The sequence below is a fragment of the Lentzea waywayandensis genome, assembly GCF_900115955.1.
GTDB classification, from domain to species: domain Bacteria; phylum Actinomycetota; class Actinomycetes; order Mycobacteriales; family Pseudonocardiaceae; genus Lentzea; species Lentzea waywayandensis.
In genome coordinates this window covers 1175007-1194257 of sequence record NZ_FOYL01000002.1, presented here as the reverse complement: position 1 = coordinate 1194257, position 19251 = coordinate 1175007, and the positions used below count along the sequence as shown (strand labels likewise).

Sequence of the window (19251 nt, the reverse complement as noted above, 5' to 3'; positions counted from 1 at the left end):
ATGCCGGACAACGGCTACGACCGCGCCGCGGTCGAGAACGTACTCGCGAAGGTGCGGGCGGACGGACGGTCGTCGCTCACCGCACCGGAGGGCAAGCGGGTCTGCGACGCCTACGGGATCGCGACCCCGGCCGAGGCGCTGGCGAAGTCGTCGGAGGGCGCCGTGGCGTTCGCCGAGGAGATCGGCTACCCGGTCGTGCTCAAGATCGTCTCACCGGACATCCTGCACAAGACCGAGGCCGGCGGCGTGCTGGTGGGCCTGAAGAACGGGGCCGAGGTCGCCGAGGGCTACCGCACGATCATCCACAACGCCAAGAGCTACCGGGCGGACGCGGACATCACCGGCGTCCAGGTCCAGCAGCAGCTGCCGACCGGGAAAGAGGTCCACGAGGTCATCGTGGGCGCCACCACCGACGAGACGTTCGGCAAGATCGTCGCGTTCGGTCTCGGCGGCATCCTGGTCGAGGTGCTCAAGGACGTCACGTTCCGGCTGGCGCCGACGAGCAACGCCGAAGCCCTCTCCATGGTCGACGGCATCGCGGCGGCGGAGATCCTCCGCGGCGTCCGCGGCGCTGAGGGCGTCGACGCGGACAAGCTCGCCGACCTGATCCACCGCGTCTCGGATCTGGTCACGGACTTCCCGCAGCTCGCCGAGGTCGACCTGAACCCCGTGCTGGCAACGCCTTCCGGGGCCACCGCGGTCGACGTCCGCATCCTGGTGGACGAGAACGCCGCCAAACAACCGCACAGGTTCACGCAGGACGAGATCCTCGCCTCGATGAACCGGATCATGAGGCCCAACGCCGTCGCCGTGATCGGTGCCTCGAACGAAGAGGGCAAGATCGGCAACTCGGTGATGAAGAACCTCGTCAACGGCGGCTACCAGGGCGAGATCTACCCGATCAACCCCAAGGCGGACGAGATCCTCGACCGCAAGGCGTTCGCGAGCATCGCCGATGTGCCGGGGGACATCGACGTCGCGGTGTTCGCCATCCCGGCCAAGTTCGTGCCGGCCGCGCTGGAAGAGGTCGGCAAGAAGGGCGTCGGCGGCGCGATCATGATCCCGTCCGGCTTCGGCGAGACGGGCAACATCGAGCTCCAGGACGAGATCGTCGCCATCGCGCGCAAGCACGGCGTCCGCATACTCGGCCCGAACATCTACGGCTACTACTACACGCCGGAGAACCTCTCGGCGACGTTCTGCACGCCGTACGACGTCAAGGGCGGCGTCGCCCTCACGTCGCAAAGTGGCGGAATCGGCATGGCGATCCTCGGATTCAGCCGTTCGGCGGGCATGGGCGTCTCCTCGATCGTCGGTGTGGGCAACAAGGCCGACATCGACGAGGACGACCTGCTGACGTTCTTCGAGTCCGACCCGAACACCCAGCTCGTCGCGATGCACCTGGAGGACCTCAAGGACGGCCGGTCCTTCGCCGAGACCGCGAAACGCGTCTCGGAAAAGAAACCGGTCGTGGTGCTCAAGGCCGGACGGACCGACCAGGGTGCCAAGGCCGCCAGCTCGCACACCGGCGCACTGGCCGGCAACGACCGGGTCTACGACGACATCCTCAGGCAGAGCGGCGTGATCCGCGCACCCGGCCTGAACGACCTGCTGGAGTACGCGCGCGGAATCCCGCTGCTGGCCACGCCGAAGGGCGAGAACGTCGTCATCATCACCGGCGCGGGCGGCTCGGGAGTGCTGCTCTCGGATGCCTGTGTGGACAACGGTCTCAGCCTCATGAGCATCCCGGACGACCTCGACGCGGCGTTCCGGAAGTTCATCCCGCCGTTCGGCGCGGCGGGCAACCCCGTCGACATCACTGGTGGCGAACCACCTTCGACATACCGGAACACCATCGCGCTCGGTCTCGCCGACGACCGCATCCACTCGTTGATCCTCGGCTACTGGCACACCATAGTCACGCCACCGATGGTGTTCGCGAAGCTCGTGGTCGACGTCGTGGAGGAGTACCGGGCGAACGGAATCCACAAGCCCGTCGTCGCTTCGCTCGCGGGTGACGTCGAGGTCGAGGAAGCCAGCGAGTACCTGTACCGGAACGGAGTGGTTGCGTATCCGTACACAACGGAGAAGCCTGTCGCGGTACTGGGAGCCAAATACCGGTGGGCCCGTGCTGCCGGCTTGCTGTAGTTAGGTCGTTCGCGGTTTCCGTTGCTGTCGCGACGGAAACCGCTTGCGGCATGCAAGGAGAGATGGCCCGTCCGCGACCGTGAACACGCCCACGGTCGCGAACCCGCCAGGGAGGTCAACGAAGACAGCCGGTCCTCTGGAGGTTGTTAACCGTGGATGATCCAAATCTGGCAGCTCGCACGGAAACCAGCACGCCACCTGACAGTGTCGAATCCTCTCGGGAGCGTGTCTGGGCCGCGGGCAAGCTGGAAGCGATGCCCATCAGGAAACTCCCCGACGCACCACCGTCGATCCACCTGCTCGGTCCCACGGTGTTCCTGGTGGCTCTTGGCGTGGGCATGGGCGAGTCCTACATGTGGCCCCGCCTGGTGCTGGTCTTCGGACCGGACATCAGGTGGCTCTTCCTGATCGGCGTGACGCTTCAGGCCGTCGTCATGCTCGAGATGGCGCGGTACGCGATGGCGACGGGGGAGAGCATCTTCTTCGGCGCCGCACGCGTGTTCAAACCGATCATGTGGTTCTTCTTCGTGGTCGCGATACTCGTCTACATCTGGCCAGGCCATCTCTCCGCCGGAGCGGCGGCTCTGGAGAAGATCACCGGCATACCCTGGACGGTGTCGGCGTGTGTCGGACTGATCCTGGTCGGGGTGTTGTTCAGCCTCGCCAAGGTCATCTACAACCTGCTCGAGAACCTGCTTTCCATCCTCATCGGACTGCTCGTCGTCAGCACCGCGGTGGTGGCGGCGATGGTCGGCACGTGGGGCGACCTGACCAGCACGATCGGCGGCATGTTCCAGTTCGGGTACTTCCCGGCGCAGGCCATGTCGCCGGAGTGGTTCCCGATCATCGTCGGCTCGATCGCGTTCGCTGGCCCGTCCGGCATGCAACAGATGTGGTACACGCTGCACCTGCGCGACAGCGGCGCCGGCATGGGCGCGCACATCCCGAAGGTCCGCGGGCTGCGGCACGCGGGCGAGGAAGAGAAGATGCCGGCCCGCGGCTTCATGTTCGACACCGAGGACAAGGCGGAGCTCGCGAAGTGGAAGGGCTGGCGGCGCTGGGTGACGTTCGACGCGCTGTTGCTCTTCTGGGGCATCACGATGCTCGTCACGGTCTCGTTCACGGTCCTCGCGCAGTCGGCCAGCCGCACGTCGCCTGATGTCAAGGCGCTCATCGAGTCCGGTGAGCGTGAAGCCGCTCTGAACGCCATGTCGGACGCTTTCGCGTCGGCGGGCGGACCGGTGCTCGGCGCGGTGTTCCTCGGGTTCATCGCGTTGATCGGCCTGAACGCCACGCTGGGTCTGTTCGACTCGTTCTCGCGCGGCCAGGCCGACATGACGTACCACTTCGTCAAGGGTGCCAAGAAGTTCCGCATGTCGCACCTCTACGCGGGATTCCTCTGGGGTGTCATCACCTTCGGCATCCTGATCCTGCTGTTCGGACCGGCCGACGGACCGGGAGCGATCCTCGACGTGCTCGCGTTCCTGTCGACGTTCGCCATGGGCGCCTACTGCGTGGTGCTCCTGCTGGTGAACAACCGGATGCTGCCCAAACCGATCCGCCCCAAGCTGGTCACGAACCTCATCATCGGCTTCGGAGCGGTGTTCTACCTGGGCATGCTGTTCTTCAGTCTCATCAAATTCGGAGTAGTGGTGGGCTGAGATGCAGATCCGCGAAGGCTTTTTGACGCAAGCGGTGCCCGGCGCGTTCGTCGGTCTCGCCGCGGGGCTCATCGCGGGAGGGCTGGCCGCACTCGTCGGCCAGCCGCTCGGGTGGGCACTCGTCACGACGGTCGCCCTCGGCCTGCCGCTGGGCGCGTTCGGCGGCGGCTTCGGCCTGCTGGTGGCGGCAGGCCGGCTCCCGGCCGGACGGTTCGCTCCGGTGGCTTTGTACTGGCTCGTCGCGTTTCCCGCGGCTCGGCTGGTGCACGAGATCACCGTGAGCCTTGTGCTCACCGGTCAGGTTCGACTGCCCTCGGACCTGGTCGGTTTCCTCGCCTACCAAGGGATCGTGAGTTTCGGCTGGGCCATCGGCTTCCTGTGGCTGCACGAACGCATCTCGATGCGTCTCCGTGCGCGTGCCACCGCCTCCCGCTGACCTTCCCTTCCGCCGAAGGAGCCAAGGATGTTGGATCTTCCTGTCTGGGTGTGGATCGCGACCATGGGCGGCATCGCCGCCATCCTCGCGCTCGACTTCTACCTGGTGGTGCGCAAGCCGCACGAACCGTCGTTCCGCGAGTCGTTGTACTGGGTGATCTTCTACGTCGGTCTGGCCGTCCTCTTCGGACTCGGCGTCACGGTGTTCGCCGGGCCCGGCCACGGCGGTGAGTTCTTCGCCGGCTGGATCACCGAGTACTCGCTGAGCGTCGACAACCTGTTCGTGTTCGTGATCATCATGGCCAGGTTCGCGGTGCCGCGGGAGTACCGGCAGAAGGTGCTCATCGTCGGCATCATCCTGGCCCTGTTGCTGCGCGCCGTGTTCATCGCCCTGGGAGCACAGGCGATCGCGCGGTTCGACTGGCTGTTCTACTTCTTCGGTGCCTTCCTGATCTTCACGGCGTGGAAGCTGGTGAAGCAGGACGAGACCGAAGAGGCCGACGTTCCGGAGAACGCCGCTTTACGTGCGGTGAAGCGGTTCCTGCCGGCGACCACGGTCTACCACGGCGCCGCGTTGACGACGCGCATCGACGGCAAGCGCGTCGTGACGCCAATGCTGATCGTCATGGTCGCGGTCGGCACCACGGACCTGTTGTTCGCGGTGGACTCGATCCCGGCGATCTTCGGGCTCACCAAGGAGCCGTACCTGGTGCTGACCGCCAACGCCTTCGCGTTGATGGGCCTGCGCCAGCTCTTCTTCCTGGTGGGCGGTCTCCTGGATCGCCTGGTGCACCTGAGCAAGGGCCTCGCGGTGGTGCTCGCGTTCATCGGGTTCAAGCTCATCTTCGAGGCGATGCATCACCACGGTGTCTCGTGGGCTCCGGAGATCCCGATCGTGGTGTCTCTCGGGGTCATCATGGCGACGCTCGCCGTCACGACGGTCTGGAGCCTGCACACTTCACGATGGGCTGCCCGCTCCGCGGTGGAGGACGCGGAGAGTGCGCGAAGGAGCGAAGACGCTCCTGTGAAGGACTCTCAGCCGTGAATCGTGTGGCCTTCGGCGTCCTTGCGGAGCGTCTTGGCCACGGCTGCCTGAGCCTCGGCGTCCTTGCGCTGTTCCGTCAGCGCGGTGGACAGTCCGAGGCCCAGCGCGCGGCCGTCAGCGGAGAAACCCTCACGCGGCTGGGTGAGCGAACGAGCGAAGTTCTTCAAGCGGGACATGGTCTTCCTCCTGACGATGGTGGCTCCCGGGGCGCGCAGAGACCTGACAGGCACTGTGGCACGGGAGGAACAGGGTTGCGGCCGGGGTCTTGTCCACCGGATGCCCATTGCGTGGGTACCCGGTGGGAAACCTCTCGCGGGTCTTCGTTGACCCCGTCCCTGTCGCGATTCAGCATACTGCGTTTTGTATGCAATCCGCCGCCATCGTGTCGCGGATCACCCGTACGGTACCAAATGACCGATTTGGGTGGTCTGAGAGTAATGGATCAGTCGCTTTCCGTGGAGCCTTCGGGTGTCTTGCGGTCGTGGTAGGTCTGGCGGGTCTGCTCTGCGTGGTTGTGCATGACCTCGCCGGCCCGCTCGGCGTCGCCGTCGGCGATGGCCGCGACCAGTTCGGCGTGCTCGTTCCACGAGTCGCGGCTGCGGGGGCGGGCGATCGGGGTGTAGTACCAGCGCACCCGGCGGTCGACCAGACCGATCATCTCGGACAGGACCTTGTTGCGGCCGATCGCCGCGACGGCCGCGTGCAGGTCGGCGTTCGCCTTGACCAGGCGCTCGACGTTCGCGGTGACCAGGGCCTCCTCGCCGGCCTTCTGGAGCTTCTTGAGAAGCTTCACGTCGGACGCGGTCGCGTGCTCGGCGGCGAGCTTGGCGGAGTAGGTCTCCAGCACGCTGCGCACGGCGAGCAGCTGGTCGGCCTCTTCCTCGGTCGGGGTGTGCACGAAGGCGCCCTGAGCGGGACGCAGGTCGACCCAGCCGTCGGTCTGCAGTCGTTGCAGGGCCTCACGCACCGGCTGCCTGCTCACGCCCAGGTACTCGGCCAGTTCGGCCTCGACCAGGTGCTGGCCGGGGGCGAGGGTGCGGTTGACGATGAGCTCGAGCAGAGCGTCGTAGACGGCCTGTCGCAGCGGTGCGGGACGTTCGACCCGGCGGGTCGCGGCGGCACTGAGCGAGCCGCGAGGTGCCCGGCGGCCACTGGGCGAAGAGGTCATGCCGGACAGAATACAGCTTTTGGTATGCAAAAAGCACTTCTGGAGAAATACCTGCGTTGTCCGTATACTGTATGCAATCCTTGACGAGCGGGGCGTGCTATGAGGATCGCTGTTCTCGGAGCCGGAGCGATCGGTGCCTACGTCGGTGCGGCTTTGCATCGTGCGGGCGTGGAAGTCCATCTGATCGCGCGTGGAGCCCATCTCGCCGCAATGCGTGAGCACGGCGTGCGGGTGCTGAGCCCGCGTGGTGATTTCACCGCGCGTCCACATGCGACCGCCGACCCCGCCGAGGTGGGCGAGGTCGACTACGTTTTCCTCGGTCTGAAGGCGTACTCGTACGCGTCGTCAGGCGATCTGCTGGCACCGCTGATGGGACCGGACACCGCCGTGATCGCGGCGCAGAACGGGATCCCGTGGTGGTACTTCCACGGCATGACCGGGCATCCCCTTGAGGGACAACGGATCGAGGCCGTGGACCCTGGCGGGTCCGTCACCGCCGTGCTGCCCATGGAACGGGCGATCGGCTGCGTCGTCTACTGCTCGACCGAGATCGAGGAACCAGGTGTGATCCGGCACCTGGAAGGCACCCGGTTCTCGATCGGCGAGCCGGACCGCAGCATCTCTCCCCGGTGTGTCGCGCTGAGCGAGGCGATGATCGCGGGCGGGCTGAAGTGCCCGGTGGAGAAGGACGTCCGCGAGGACATCTGGATCAAGCTCATGGGCAACGTGGCGTTCAACCCGCTCAGTGCGCTGACCCGCGCGACGATGGTGGAGATCTGCGACCACTCGGACAGCCGCGACCTGGTGGCCCAGATGATGGCGGAGACCCTGGCCGTCGCGCGGGCGGCGGGCTGCGATCCGCAGATCTCCATCGACAAGCGCATCGACGGCGCCCGCCGCGTCGGGCACCACAAGACGTCGATGCTGCAGGACCTGGAGGCGGGCAAACGGCTGGAGACCGACGCGATCATCGCCGCGGTGGTGGAGATCGCCGAGCTCGCCCGCGTGCCGGCACCGACGCTGCGGCACGTCTACGCGGCGATCGACCTCCTGTCGCGCACGTCGCTGGTGTCGTAGTTGTTGCTGCGTCAGCTGGAGTACCTGGTCGCCTTGGCGCGCGAACGCCACTTCGCGCGTGCGGCCGAGGCGTGCCACGTGTCCCAGCCGTCGTTGTCGGCGGCGATCAGCAAGCTCGAACGCGAGCTCGGGGTGCCGATCGTGTCCCGCGGCCGCCGGTTCGAGTCGCTGACGCCGGAAGGGGAACGGGTCCTGTTGTGGGCGCACCGCATGCTCGCGGATCGCGACGCGTTGCGGCAGGACCTGTCCCGCATGAGGGAGTCGCTGTCGGGGGTGCTCCGGATCGGAGCCATTCCGACGGCGCTCCCGGTCGCGCCCCTGCTCACGGCGCCGTTCTGCGAGCGCTACCCGCACGTGCGCGTGACGCTGGAGTCGTTGTCGTCGGTGGAGATCACGCACGGGCTGGAGGAGTTCGAGCTCGACATCGCGATGACCTATGTGGACAGTTCGGTGTGCGCCATGCCGTTATACGAGGAGCGGTACGTCCTGCTGACGCCCGCCGACGAGGAGATCGCCTCCCGCCTGGTGGCGCGGTGGGCGGACGTGGCCGCGCTGCCGTTGTGCCTGCTGACCACCAAGATGCGCAACCGGCGGATCCTCGACTCGGTCTTCGCCGACGCCGGGGTGCAGCCGGTGCCGGTGATCGAGGCCGACACCGTGGCGACGTTGTGGGCGCACGTGGCGACCCGGAAGTGGTCGAGCGTGATCGCCCACGCCTGGTTGCAGATGTTCGGTACGCCGGAAGGGATGCGGGTGGTGCGCATCGAGGATCCGCAGCGGGTGCCGCAGATCGGGCTCGTGGTGGGGGAGCAGGCGTCCATGCTGGCGCGAGCGATGCTGGGGCTCACGCGGGGGCTGGACGTGCGCGGGGAGCTGGATCGGTTGCTGCACAAGCACCTCGACCGCCGGGATCTGTGACGGAACGACGAACCGGGGGCCGGTGCGTCACCTCACCGGCCCCCGTTCCCCCCCCGGCCCCCCAGCTCAGCTGCCGGTGGCCTTTCCCTTGCCCCACAGCTGGGCCGGTCCCCAGGGCTTCTGGATCTCGAAGTGGTGCGGGTGGGCGACGGTGAGGCTGGTCCAGCAGTACTTGCGGGGCTGGTCGAGCTTGAAGTCGACGGTGGGGCCCTTCTTGCCGTCGATGCCGTCCTCGTCCCACATGATGACCTTGACCTTCTGGCTCCTCCAGGACGGATCGTCGCTCTTGGTGCCCCACAGCTCCACGCAGGCCTTCCCGGCGTTCCCCCGGCCGGGCGGCTGGAACTGGCGTGAGTCCAGCGAGCAGCACATCTGGAACTCGAAGTCGAACGGCAGGACTGAGATGGCCTGGCTGGACGTCTCGCCGACGGGTCCCGGCACGTACGGCCCCGTGATCGGCTGGGCTTCGACCACCTCCTCCGGCGTGTCGGCCGCTATCGCGGACCCGGCGAAGAGTGTGGACATGAGCAGTGTCGCCGTACCCACGGCAGCAAGCGTTCTGGTCAGCATGGATTCCCCCTCCATTCGCCCCAGTTCATGAGGCGTCGTGAGAAGTAAACTGAGATGTCCAGACGCTGTCAACTGGCGTGTGGACGAAAGCTCCACTCCGTGCCACAGGAGTTCATGGGCTGATCGGTAGGATGTCGCCATGTCAGAGGATGAAGGGGTGCTCGCGGCGCGGGTCGACCACCTGTTCCGCACGGTGCGGGCGGACGACGGCGGCGAATACACCTTCGAGGAGGTCGCCGAGGCGATCAGGGCCAAGGGAGGCCCCACGATCTCCGCCACCTACCTGTGGCAGCTGCGCAAGGGCGTGCGGGACAACCCGACCAAGCGTCACGTCGAGGCGCTGGCGAGCTTCTTCGGCGTGCCGCCCGCGTACTTCTTCGACGCCGCCGAGACCGCCCGCATCGACGCCGAACTGACGCTGCTCAACGCGTTGCGCGACGCGCCCGTGCGTCAGCTCGCCCTGCGCGCCAGGGGACTGTCGGACAAGAGCCTCGCCACCATCGCCGACATGGTCGAGCGGGTGCGCGAACTCGAAGGACTGCCCCGGGAGGACGGCTCGAAGTGAGCGCCCGGAGGCTGCGAAAGCTCCTGCGCGGCCTGGACATCCCGGTCCCGTTCGACGTGACGTCGTTCGCGGGCCGCATCGCCGCGCGCCGAGGCAGGCCGATCCACCTGAAGCCCGTCGCCGGGCTCGCCGGTGTGTGCGGCCTCTGGATCGCCACCGATGCCGCGGACATCATCTTCTTCGAGGAGGACACCGCGCCGTTCCACCAGGAACACATCGTGCTGCACGAGCTGAGCCACGTGCTGTGCGACCACTACCCGGGGTCGGCGAGCCTCACCGAGCTGGCGGAGCTCCTGCTGCCCGGTCTCGATCCGGCTCTGGTCCGGCGCGTGCTCGGCCGCACCGGGTACTCCACCGAGGAGGAACGGGAGGCGGAACTGCTCGCGACCTTGATCCGCCAGCGCGTGCACACCGGCACCACGCTGGCCGACCGGCTCCGCGCCGCGTTCGACGGTTTCCATGGGTGAGTTCCTGCTGCGGTACGTGCCGCCCGCCGCCGCGTGGCTGATGGTGTTCAGCTGGCGCGACGGCCAGGACGCGATTCGCCGGCTGTTCCTCGGACTCGCCGTGTCGCTGACCGTGCTCACGCCGGCGGGGCAACTCGCGCTGGGACACCTGACCGGGGTGAGCACCCTGGCGCGGTTGCTCGGGCACGCGGGCATGGTGCTCGTGGCGTGGTCCGCGCACGATCTTCTCGCGCACCTCAACGGCTTGCGGCGCAGCCGGTGGAGCACGTGGTGGACGGCGGGCATGTTCGGGGTGATGTGCCTGTGCTTCGCGCTGGAGCCGAGTCTGCTTCCCCAGGCGCGGTGGGTTCTCGAGTACTGGGCGGCGTACCTGCTCACGCTGACACCCGCGTTCGGCAACGTGGTCCGGCTCGGCCAGCGATACGCCCGCACCACGTCCGACCGCGCGCTGCGGTTCGGGCTGCACCTCGTCGTGGCCGGTGCGGTGATGGCGTTGGTGTACCTCGTGAACAGGGTCGTGCGCGTCGGGTCCAGCCGCTTCGGGTTCGACTACCCGCTGGGGTGGAGCTTCTGGATGAGCGCGGTGCTGCCCAACGCCGCCCACGTCGTGGTGCTGGCCGGTGCCGCCGTGCCGGCCGTGGCGGCCTGGCGGCGCCGGTACCGCCAGTACACCCGGCTCGAACCTCTCTGGCGGGCGCTGGCCGACGCGGATCCGCGGATCGCGCTCAACCCGCGCGTCGGCTGGTGGAACATGCGGATGCGCCTGTACCGGCGGGTGATCGAGATCCGGGACGGCCTGCTGGACCTCCAGCCGTGCCGGGACGCCGGCGTCGCCGCCGCCGCACGGGCCGCGGCGGCGAGCCCGGCCGAGGTCGAGGCCGCGGTGGTCGCCGCCGCCATCAGGGCGCGGGGCTTGGCACCGGAGAAGGTGGAACCTGGTGCGGGGGAACCGGACCTGGACGGCGACACGGCGTTCCTGTGCGACGTGGCGGACGCGTTCTCACTCCTGGACGATCGACGCGTGCTGCAGGCGTAGCGCGTCCTGTCCGGGCGGCGCACCGAACATCCGCCGGTACTCGCGGCTGAACTGCGACGGGTTGTCGTAGCCGACCGAATAACCGATCGCCGCCACGTCGTGCGGTGCGGTGATGAGCGCGGCACGAGCCCGTTGCAACCGGATCTGCTTCTGATACTGCAACGGGCTCAACGCGGTGACGGCCCGGAAGTGCCGGTTGAGCGTCGGGACGCTGGTGCCGACGTCGGCGGCCAGGTCGTCGATGCGGATCACCCGGTCGTAGCGGGCCTTGATCCACGCGATGGCGCTCGCCACGAGGGCCAGGCGGCTGTCGGCCGTGCCCGCCTGGCGCATCAGCGCCGCCTGCGGGCCGTTGAGCAGCCGCCAGTGGATCTCGCGCCGCACGGACGCGCCGAGCACCCGCAGGTCGCGTGGCTCGTCCAGCAGGCGCAGCAGTCTCGCGAGCGGATCGAGCACGCGATCTTCGGCGTCGCTGATCGAGATGCCGGGGCCGTCGTGCGGGCGGATCTTCGCCGGGCCGCCGTCCACGAGCAGTTGCGCGATGGTCTTCGGCTCCAGTTTCAGGCCCAGCGCGAGGAACGGGGCGCTGGTGATGTGGCCGGTCAGCGGGAGGTCGACGGTCACGACCGCGATCTGGCCCGGTCCGTGGTCGAAGGTGTGAGCACCGAGGACCGTGCGTTTCGTGCCCTGGGCGACGAGCGTGAGCACCGGTTCGGTGACCGTGCACATGGGCTCGGTCACCCGATCTCCGGCGAACACCAGCACGCCGCCGATCCACAGTGGACGGCCGGGGGCACCGGCGTGCCGGAGGATCCCGCGGCGGATCTCGTCCAGGTGCGTCATGGTTCCCAGTCTCGCACCGCAGTGACCTGATCGCCGCGAGGCTGAGCGGATCGTGCAACGGACCGAGCCCATCGGTCTAGGTGATCACGCCGCCGGGGCCTTGAATCTGGGTATGTCGCTTGATTCCTACATCACTCTCGGCCGCTCCGGCCTGCGCGTCAGCCCGTTCACCCTCGGCACGATGACCTTCGGCGAGGACTGGGGCTGGGGCAGCAGCCCGGAGGAGTCCGCCAAGATCCTCGCGTCCTACGTGGAGCACGGTGGTAATTCCATCGACACCGCCAACATGTACACCGCCGGGCACTCGGAGAAGATCATCGGTGACTTCTTCGCGGACCGCCCGTCGTTGCGCGACCGGGTGGTGATCGGTACGAAGTTCTTCTGCAACCTGCACGTCGGCGACCCGAACGGCGGCGGGCCCGGCCGCAAGGCGATCGTGCACCAGCTGGAGGACTCCCTTCGCCGGTTGCGGACCGACTACGTGGACATCTACTGGCTGCACAACTTCGACCCGGCCACTCCCGTCGAGGAGACCCTGCGCGCGCTCGACGACCAGGTGCGCGCCGGCAAGATCCGCTACGTCGGCTTCTCGGACATCCCGGCGTGGGCGACGGCCGAGGCCGCGACGCTCGCCCGGTGGTACGGCTGGTCGCCGATCATCGCGTTGCAGCTCTGCTACTCGCTGCTGGAGCGCACCTCCGAAGGTGAGCTGATCCCGATGGCGCAGGCCATGGGCATGGGCGTGCTGCCGTGGTCGCCGCTGGCGGGCGGTCTGTTGTCCGGCAAGCACTCCGGCGACCGCGGCCAGGCGCCGAACGCCGCCGAGCAGGCCGTGATCGACGCCGTCACCGCCGTGGCCGACGAGATCGGCGTCCCCGCCGCCCAGGTCGCCCTGGCGTGGCTGCGCGGACGGCCGGGCGTCAGTTCGGTGGTGATCGGCGCCCGCCGCGTGGACCAGTTCGAGACGAACCTGGGCGCGCTGGACGTGACCCTGTCCGACGCCCAGTGCGCCGCGCTCGACGAGGTGTCCGCGCCGAAGCTGAACTTCCCGGCCGACAACAACCGTCAGCTCGCGCCGATGCTCCAGTTCGCGGGGGCCACTGTGGACGGACGACCGTCCGCGGTGTTCCCGTCGCTGCTCACGCGCTGAGGAACTCCAGCGCCTGCTCGACGAACAGCGCGTGGTGCTGGAACAGGGCGCCGTGCCCGGCGTCGGGGTAGATGCTCAGCTGCGCGTTGGGCAGGTACTTCGCGAGGTTGAACGAGCTGATCGTCGGGGTCATGACGTCGTTGTCCCCGTTGACGACGAGCACGGGCTGGCGGACCGTCGTGAGACCCTCCGGCGAGCTCTGCTCCCACTTGGCCAACGCGGTCGCCTGCGCGCCGATGGTCTCGTTCGTCACCTCGGCGTCGCGGTCCTCCGTCCGCTCGTTCAACCGCGCGAGGAACGCGTCCGCGGCCTCCTGGCTCCGCGCGGTGGGGGAGAAGAACAGCACGTGCTTGGGGTGCTTGCCTTCGGCGGCCGCTTGCTGAAGGGCGTTCTGCAGCAACGCGAGTGCGTTGGCGGGACCCGCGTCCCCGGCCGGTGAGGTGCCGGCGAGGATCATCCGGCGCACCAGGCCGGGTTCCTGCTGGGCCAGCACCTGGGCGATCATGCCGCCCATCGACACGCCGAGCAGGTCGACCTCGCCGAACCCCAGCGCGCGCAGGAATCCGGCGAGGTCGGTCGCCATGGCCTCCACGCTGTCCGGCGTGGTACCGCCCGAGCTGCCCACCCCGCGCAGGTCGACCAGGACCACCCGGTGCCGCTCGGCCAGACCGTCCACGACCGCGGGGTCCCAGTCGTCGAGCACCGCGGTGAAGTGGTGCAGGAACACCAGCGGAACGCCCTCGGTGAGGCCGATCTCGCGGTAGGCGAACGGGGTGCCGTCGACGTCGACAGTGCGCGTGACAGCGGAGTTTGCAGACATGGCCCCTCGCGAATTCATAGAATAACGATCGCTATGTAACGAGCGTTATCGTATGATCATGACCCCGGTGGAAGTCAAGTGGGGAGTTCGGCGTGCGGTACGCGAAGGACCACAAGGAGCAGGCCAGGGCCGCGATTCTGGCCGCGGCCGGACGCCGGCTGAAGGAGAAGGGCTTCCACGGCGTGGGCGTGGACGGTCTCGCCTCGGCCGCCGAGGTCACCTCGGGTGCGATCTACTCCCACTTCGGGAGCAAGGAAGGGTTCCTGGAGCAGGTGATCCGCGCGAACGTCAGCCCGGAGTTCGACGCGCTCGAAGTCGCCGACACCGACGAACGACGACGCAGGCTCGTCGCGCTCGTCTACAGCTACCTGAGTGAGGAGCACTGCGAGGGCGTCGCCGACGGCTGCGTGCTGACGGCGCTCACGGCGGACGTGGCCAGAGCGGGCGACTCGGTGCGCGAGGTCTACCAGCTGCAGATCTCCCGCATGGTCGCACTCGTTCTGCCCGCCATGCCCGGTGACTTCGAGGAGCAGCGGCGGCGTGCCTGGGCGCTCGTCGCCGCCATCGTCGGCGCGGTGTCGGTCGCGCGCGCACTGCCCGCCGGAGCGCACCGCGACGCCGTTCTCCAGTCCACGCTGCGGTCGATCGAGGAGTCGATCGCGCGCTCCTGACCCGCCGTCCGTCTTCGGGCCGCTGGGCAACAGAACCGCATCTGGGGCTAGCGCATACCGAAGATTGCATACAGTATGGGCGGAGGAGGTGCAGACGATGAGCAGGCGGAAGAAGACCGAGCCCTACGTGCGGCTGACCCAGCCACTGGTGCGCGACGCGGGAGTCCTGCGGCCGGCCACCTGGGACGAGGCGCTGGACAAGGCAGCAGAGGGCTTCCGCAGGAACGTGGCCAACGGTGGTCCGGACGCGTTCGGCATGTTCTCCTGTGCGCGGGCCACCAACGAGATGAACTACATGGCCCAGAAGTTCACGCGTGCGGTGATCGGCACGAACAACGTCGACTCGTGCAACCGCACCTGTCACGCGCCCAGCGTGGCCGGACTGGCCAAGGTGTTCGGCAGTGGTGGCGGTACCTCCTCCTACCAGGAGATCGAGGACGCCGACCTGATCGTGCTGTGGGGCTCGAACGCGCGGGAGGCGCACCCGATCTTCTTCCAGCACGTGCTGAGGGCGGTCAACAAGGGCGCGAAGCTCTACGTGGTCGACCCGCGGCTGACCAGCACCGGCAAGTGGGCGCACGGGTGGTTGCGGCTCAAGGTCGGTACGGACATCCCGCTGGCGCACGCCATCGCGCGGGAGATCATCGCTTCGAACCTCACCAACATGTCGTTCGTCGAGCGCGCGACCGAGGGCTTCCAGGAGTTCGTGAAGGCCGTCGAGCCGTGGACGTTGCCGGTCGCCGAACTGGAGACCGGGGTGCCGGCCGCGCTCATTCGCGAGCTCGCACATGCCTACGCCAAGGCGGATCGCGGTCAGCTGAGCTGGACGCTCGGCATCACCGAGCACCACAACGGCACCAACAACGTGCTGAGCCTCATCAACCTGTCGCTGCTGACCGGCCAGGTCGGACGTTACGGCGCGGGGCTGAACCCGTTGCGCGGGCAGAACAACGTGCAGGGTGGCGGCGACATGGGCGCCATCCCCGACCGGTTGCCCGGCTTCCAGGACATCACGGACCCGAGCGTTGCCAAGAAGTTCAACGACGCGTGGGGTTCGAACTTCAAGGCAGCCAAGGGCTGGAACCTCACCCAGATGCTGGAGGCGATGGAACGCGGTGACATGACCACCGTGTACATCATCGGCGAGAACCCGGTGCAGTCCGAGGCCGACTGCGAGCACACGATCAAACGACTGTCCAACTTGGACCACGTCGTGGTGCAGGACATCTTCCTCACCAAGACCGCGCAGCTCGCGCACGTCGTGCTTCCCGCCGCGGCGGCGTGGTGCGAGACCGACGGCACGTTCACGAACAGCGAGCGCAGGGTCCAGCGGGTCAGGAAAGCACTCACACCGCCCGAGGGCGCGCGCGACGACATCGAGATCATGGGTGAGATCGCGACACGGCTCGGCGCGGACTGGCAGCACAAGACCGGCCAGGACGTGTGGGACGAGCTGCGCAGCCTGTCGCCCATCCACACCGGCATGACCTACGACCGGCTGGAGGCGCTCGGCGGCATCCAGTGGCCGTGTCCGAGCGAGGACTCCCTCGAACCCAGCTTCCTGCACGGCAGGCTCTGGGAGGAGGACCCCGTCAAGCGCGGCATGCCCGCGACGTTCTCGCCGGTGCCGCACAGCCCGCCCGTAGACGAGCTGACCAACGAGTTCCCGTTCCGGCTCACCACCGGGCGCCGGCTCGACTCCTACAACACCGGGGTGCAGTCGAGCGGCTTCGAGTCGCCGCTGCGCATGGGCGAGACGCTCGACCTGTGCCCGCAGGACGCTCTGATGCTCGGAGTGGAAGCCGGCGAGGAGGTGGCGATCACCAGCAGGCGCGGGCAGATCCAGGCGCCGGTGCGGATCGACGACGGACTGACGCCGGGTCTGGTGTTCATGACGTTCCACTTCCCGGACGAGATCGACGTCAACATCATCACGATCGAGGCGACCTGCCCGATCGCGGGAACGGCCGAGTACAAGGCCGCGGCCATTCGCATCGACAAGCTTCCGGTGAAGGTGGGCTGAGTGGATCTCAAACTGCTCGACGTCGAGCCGTCCGAGGCCGAACGCGTCGTCGTGGACCTGTTCACCGGCACGGGCCGGGACCAGTTGCTGCCCGCCCTGCACGCGGTCAACGACCGGGTCGGCTGGATCAGCCAGGGCGCGCTGAACCACATCTGCCGCGTCCTGCACGTCCCACCGGCCGAGGCGTACGGGGTGGCGAGCTTCTACTCGCTGTTCTCGCTGACCGAACGGCCTGCGAAGATCGTGCACGTCTGCGTCGACCTGGCCTGCCAGGTCAACGGCGCGAAGGCGTTGTGCGACAGGCTGACCGACGAGCTCGGCCCGGCCGGGGCGCGCAGCGGCTGGTTGCGCAGCCCGTGTCTCGGGGTGTGCGAGAAGGCTCCGGCCGCGCTCGCGTTCGAGGCGGGGGAGGTGGCGAAGGAGCAGCTCCTGGCGCCCACCCACGCCGGCGAGGTGATCGCGGTGGCGGCCGGCGGTCCCTCTCCTGTGGACGGTGAGCGCGCGGAGGTGCCGCAGGCCGGTGCGGCCGGCCTGCGGCTGCTCAAACGGGTGGGTGTCGTCGATCCGGAGTCGCTCGACGACTACCGGGCGACGGGCGGCTACGCGGCGTTGCGGACTGCCCTCCTCCTGGGCCCGTCCGGGGTGATCCGCGAGGTCACCGACGCCAAGCTGATGGGCCGCGGCGGCGCGGCGTTCCCGACGGGACGCAAGTGGGACGCGACCGCCCGCCGACCCGTCCGGCCGCACTACCTGGTCTGCAACGCGGACGAGAGCGAGCCCGGCACGTTCAAGGACCGGTTGCTGATGGAGGGCGACCCGTTCGCGGTGATCGAGTCGATGACGATCGCCGGGTTCGCGGCCGGCTGCTCGCGCGGTTACCTCTACCTGCGCGGCGAGTACCCGAGGGCGCTGCACCTGCTGCGCAACGCCATCGCACGGGCTCGTGAGCGCAACTTCCTCGGCGAGAACATCATGGGCCACGAGGGTTTCTCGTTCGACATCGAGATCCGCCGCGGCGCGGGCGCGTACATCTGCGGCGAGGAAACGGCGATCTTCAACTCCATCGAGGGCTTCCGCGGTGAGCCGCGCTCGAAGCCGCCGTTCCCGGTGGAGTCGGGGCTCTTCGGCAAACCGACGGTGGTCAACAACGTGGAGACGCTGGTCAACGTGCCGGTGATCCTCACGGAGGGATGCGAGGCCTACACCCGCATCGGCACCGAGGCCTCGACGGGCCCGAAGCTCTTCTGCCTGTCGGGCAACGTGAGTCGTCCGGGCGTGTACGAGGTGCCGTTCGGCACCACGCTCGGAGAACTCCTCGATCTGGCGGGTGGCGTGCCGCCAGGCCGGGAGCTGCGAGCGGTACTGCTCGGCGGGGCGGCAGGCGGGTTCGTCCGCCCGGACGAGCTCGACCTGCCGCTCACCATGGAGGACGCGCGCGCCGCCGGGACCACGCTCGGCTCCGGTGTCGTGCTGGTGCTGGACGACACGGCCGACCTGGGCAGCTTCCTGTTGCGCATCGCCGCGTTCTTCCGCGACGAGTCGTGCGGGCAGTGCGTGCCGTGCCGGATCGGCACCGTGCGCCAGGAGGAAGCGATGCACCGGCTGGTGGGCAAGCGTCCGCTGAGCACGTCGGCCGAGGATCTCCAACTGCTGCGGGAAGTCGGACAGGTCATGCGCGACTCGTCCATCTGCGGACTGGGCCAGACCGCCTGGAACGCCATCGAATCAGCACTTGACCGGCTCGGTTACGCGGAGGAGGCGGCGTCATGACCATCGTGGAGATCGGCCTTCCGAAGCGACTGGTCGAGCTGACTTTGGACGGCGAGTCCGTGCGGGTGCCGGAGGGCGCGACGATCCTGGATGCCTGTACAGCGCAAGGGAAATCGATCCCGACGCTCTGCTACGGCGACACCCTGAAGCCCGCAAACGCTTGCCGCGTCTGCATGGTCGAGGTCGAGGGTGCTCGCACGCTCGTGCCGTCGTGCTCGCGCAAGGTCGAGCCGGGCATGGTCGTGCGCACGGACTCCGAACGCACGCGACACAGCCGCAAGCTGGTGCTGGAACTTCTCGGGTCCGCCACGGACCTCTCCACCACGCCGCACGTGGACGAGTGGATGTCCGCGTGCGGCGCCGACCCCGCTCGCTTCGGTCCGGACGCCGCCACCGTGGCACAACCGATCAAAGTGGACAATCCGCTGTACGTCCGCGACCTGGGCAAGTGCATCATGTGTTACAAGTGCGTGGACGCATGCGGTGATCAGTGGCAGAACACCTTCGCGATCTCGGTGGCCGGCCGCGGCTTCGACTCGCGGATCTCCACGGAGTTCTCCGTGCCACTGCCCGAAAGCGCATGCGTCTACTGCGGAAACTGCATCGAGGTCTGCCCGACCGGTGCGTTGAGCTTCAAGCGCGAGCACGACAAGCGCGAAGACGGCACCTGGGACGAAGAGGCCCAGACCCAGACCACGACCATCTGCACGTTCTGCGGTGTCGGGTGCAACCTCACCCTGCACGTGCAGGACAACGAGATCGTGAAGGTCACGTCGCCGCACGAAAGCACGGTCACGCACGGAAACCTGTGCATCAAGGGCCGCTTCGGCTGGCAGCACGTGCAAAATCGCTGAGCAGTGACATCTCTTCCGGAGTGGAGGGCC

Annotated in this window: 19 protein-coding genes; 14 read left to right on the top strand and 5 right to left on the bottom strand. The window is 68.0% G+C overall.

The genetic code is table 11. The features are described from left to right. The 4 genes from BM417_RS10065 (at position 1) to BM417_RS10050 (ending at position 5289) form a co-directional block, all read left to right on the top strand. On the top strand, positions 1 to 2148 hold the full coding sequence (locus BM417_RS10065) for an acetate--CoA ligase family protein (protein WP_093590393.1): 2148 nt from the start codon (positions 1 to 3) through the stop codon (positions 2146 to 2148). 254 nt (positions 2149 to 2402) lie between these two features. Beyond that, entirely contained in the window at positions 2403 to 3809 is a 1407-nt protein-coding gene (locus tag BM417_RS10060; protein ID WP_218164416.1) for an Nramp family divalent metal transporter, read from the top strand. 1 nt (position 3810) lies between these two features. Continuing rightward, positions 3811 to 4245: a hypothetical protein gene (locus tag BM417_RS10055; RefSeq protein WP_093590390.1), complete on the top strand. Its 435-nt coding sequence runs from the start codon at positions 3811 to 3813 to the stop codon at positions 4243 to 4245. Positions 4246 to 4275: 30 nt separating this feature from the next. Continuing rightward, entirely contained in the window at positions 4276 to 5289 is a 1014-nt protein-coding gene (locus BM417_RS10050; protein ID WP_093591095.1) for a TerC family protein, read from the top strand. Here the strand turns inward: BM417_RS10050 and BM417_RS10045 are convergent. Then, positions 5280 to 5465 carry a hypothetical protein gene (locus tag BM417_RS10045; protein ID WP_093590387.1) on the bottom strand — a complete coding sequence of 62 codons (186 nt, stop codon included), beginning with the start codon at positions 5463 to 5465 and terminating at the stop codon, positions 5280 to 5282. The genes BM417_RS10050 and BM417_RS10045 overlap by 10 nt on opposite strands. A 266-nt stretch (positions 5466 to 5731) precedes the next feature. Continuing rightward, positions 5732 to 6457: a GntR family transcriptional regulator gene (locus BM417_RS10040; RefSeq protein WP_093590384.1), complete on the bottom strand. Its 726-nt coding sequence runs from the start codon at positions 6455 to 6457 to the stop codon at positions 5732 to 5734. Between the two features lie 99 nt (positions 6458 to 6556). On the opposite strand from BM417_RS10040, the gene BM417_RS10035 reads away from it, so the two are divergent. Beyond that, on the top strand, positions 6557 to 7534 hold the full coding sequence (locus tag BM417_RS10035) for a 2-dehydropantoate 2-reductase (protein WP_093590381.1): 978 nt from the start codon (positions 6557 to 6559) through the stop codon (positions 7532 to 7534). Then, on the top strand, positions 7535 to 8452 hold the full coding sequence (locus BM417_RS10030; RefSeq protein ID WP_093590378.1) for a LysR family transcriptional regulator: 918 nt from the start codon (positions 7535 to 7537) through the stop codon (positions 8450 to 8452). A 66-nt stretch (positions 8453 to 8518) separates the two neighbouring features. Here BM417_RS10030 and BM417_RS10025 read toward each other — a convergent pair whose 3' ends face one another. Further along, complete coding sequence (locus BM417_RS10025; RefSeq protein ID WP_143138581.1) at positions 8519 to 9022, bottom strand: hypothetical protein; 504 nt, start codon at positions 9020 to 9022, stop codon at positions 8519 to 8521. 139 nt (positions 9023 to 9161) lie between these two features. Here BM417_RS10025 and BM417_RS10020 point away from each other — a divergent pair, with 139 nt between their 5' ends. From BM417_RS10020 to BM417_RS10010, 3 genes are read left to right on the top strand one after another with little or no spacing between them, the layout of a single operon-like run. Then, a complete protein-coding gene (locus tag BM417_RS10020; protein ID WP_093590372.1) occupies positions 9162 to 9587 on the top strand; it encodes a helix-turn-helix domain-containing protein in 426 nt (141 codons plus the stop codon). Continuing rightward, positions 9584 to 10054, top strand: a complete 471-nt coding sequence (locus tag BM417_RS10015; RefSeq protein WP_093590369.1) for a hypothetical protein — start codon at positions 9584 to 9586, stop codon at positions 10052 to 10054. Before BM417_RS10020 ends, BM417_RS10015 begins: the two co-directional genes overlap by 4 nt. Then, entirely contained in the window at positions 10047 to 11090 is a 1044-nt protein-coding gene (locus tag BM417_RS10010; RefSeq protein ID WP_093590366.1) for an MAB_1171c family putative transporter, read from the top strand. The genes BM417_RS10015 and BM417_RS10010 overlap by 8 nt, the downstream gene beginning before the upstream one ends. Here BM417_RS10010 and BM417_RS10005 read toward each other — a convergent pair. Then, positions 11055 to 11933, bottom strand: a complete 879-nt coding sequence (locus tag BM417_RS10005; RefSeq protein WP_177320357.1) for an AraC family transcriptional regulator — start codon at positions 11931 to 11933, stop codon at positions 11055 to 11057. The two genes, BM417_RS10010 and BM417_RS10005, sit on opposite strands and share 36 nt — an antisense overlap. A gap of 112 nt (positions 11934 to 12045) precedes the next feature. Between BM417_RS10005 and BM417_RS10000 the strand changes: the two genes are divergently transcribed. After that, entirely contained in the window at positions 12046 to 13083 is a 1038-nt protein-coding gene (locus BM417_RS10000) for an aldo/keto reductase (protein WP_093590363.1), read from the top strand. Here BM417_RS10000 and BM417_RS09995 read toward each other — a convergent pair. Next, positions 13073 to 13903, bottom strand: coding sequence for an alpha/beta fold hydrolase (locus BM417_RS09995; protein ID WP_093590360.1), 831 nt, complete (start codon positions 13901 to 13903; stop codon positions 13073 to 13075). The genes BM417_RS10000 and BM417_RS09995 overlap by 11 nt on opposite strands. Before the next feature lie 92 nt (positions 13904 to 13995). Between BM417_RS09995 and BM417_RS09990 the strand changes: the two genes are divergently transcribed. The 4 genes from BM417_RS09990 to BM417_RS09975 all read left to right on the top strand — a co-directional run bounded on the left by BM417_RS09990 (position 13996) and on the right by BM417_RS09975 (position 19221). Next, a complete protein-coding gene (locus tag BM417_RS09990; RefSeq protein WP_093590357.1) occupies positions 13996 to 14574 on the top strand; it encodes a TetR/AcrR family transcriptional regulator in 579 nt (192 codons plus the stop codon). A gap of 97 nt (positions 14575 to 14671) precedes the next feature. Next, on the top strand, positions 14672 to 16597 hold the full coding sequence (locus BM417_RS09985) for a molybdopterin oxidoreductase family protein (protein WP_093591089.1): 1926 nt from the start codon (positions 14672 to 14674) through the stop codon (positions 16595 to 16597). Then, complete coding sequence (locus BM417_RS09980; RefSeq protein WP_093590353.1) at positions 16598 to 18367, top strand: NAD(P)H-dependent oxidoreductase subunit E; 1770 nt, start codon at positions 16598 to 16600, stop codon at positions 18365 to 18367. Beyond that, positions 18364 to 19221, top strand: a complete 858-nt coding sequence (locus BM417_RS09975; RefSeq protein ID WP_093590350.1) for a 2Fe-2S iron-sulfur cluster-binding protein — start codon at positions 18364 to 18366, stop codon at positions 19219 to 19221. The genes BM417_RS09980 and BM417_RS09975 overlap by 4 nt, the downstream gene beginning before the upstream one ends. Positions 19222 to 19251 lie beyond the last annotated feature (30 nt).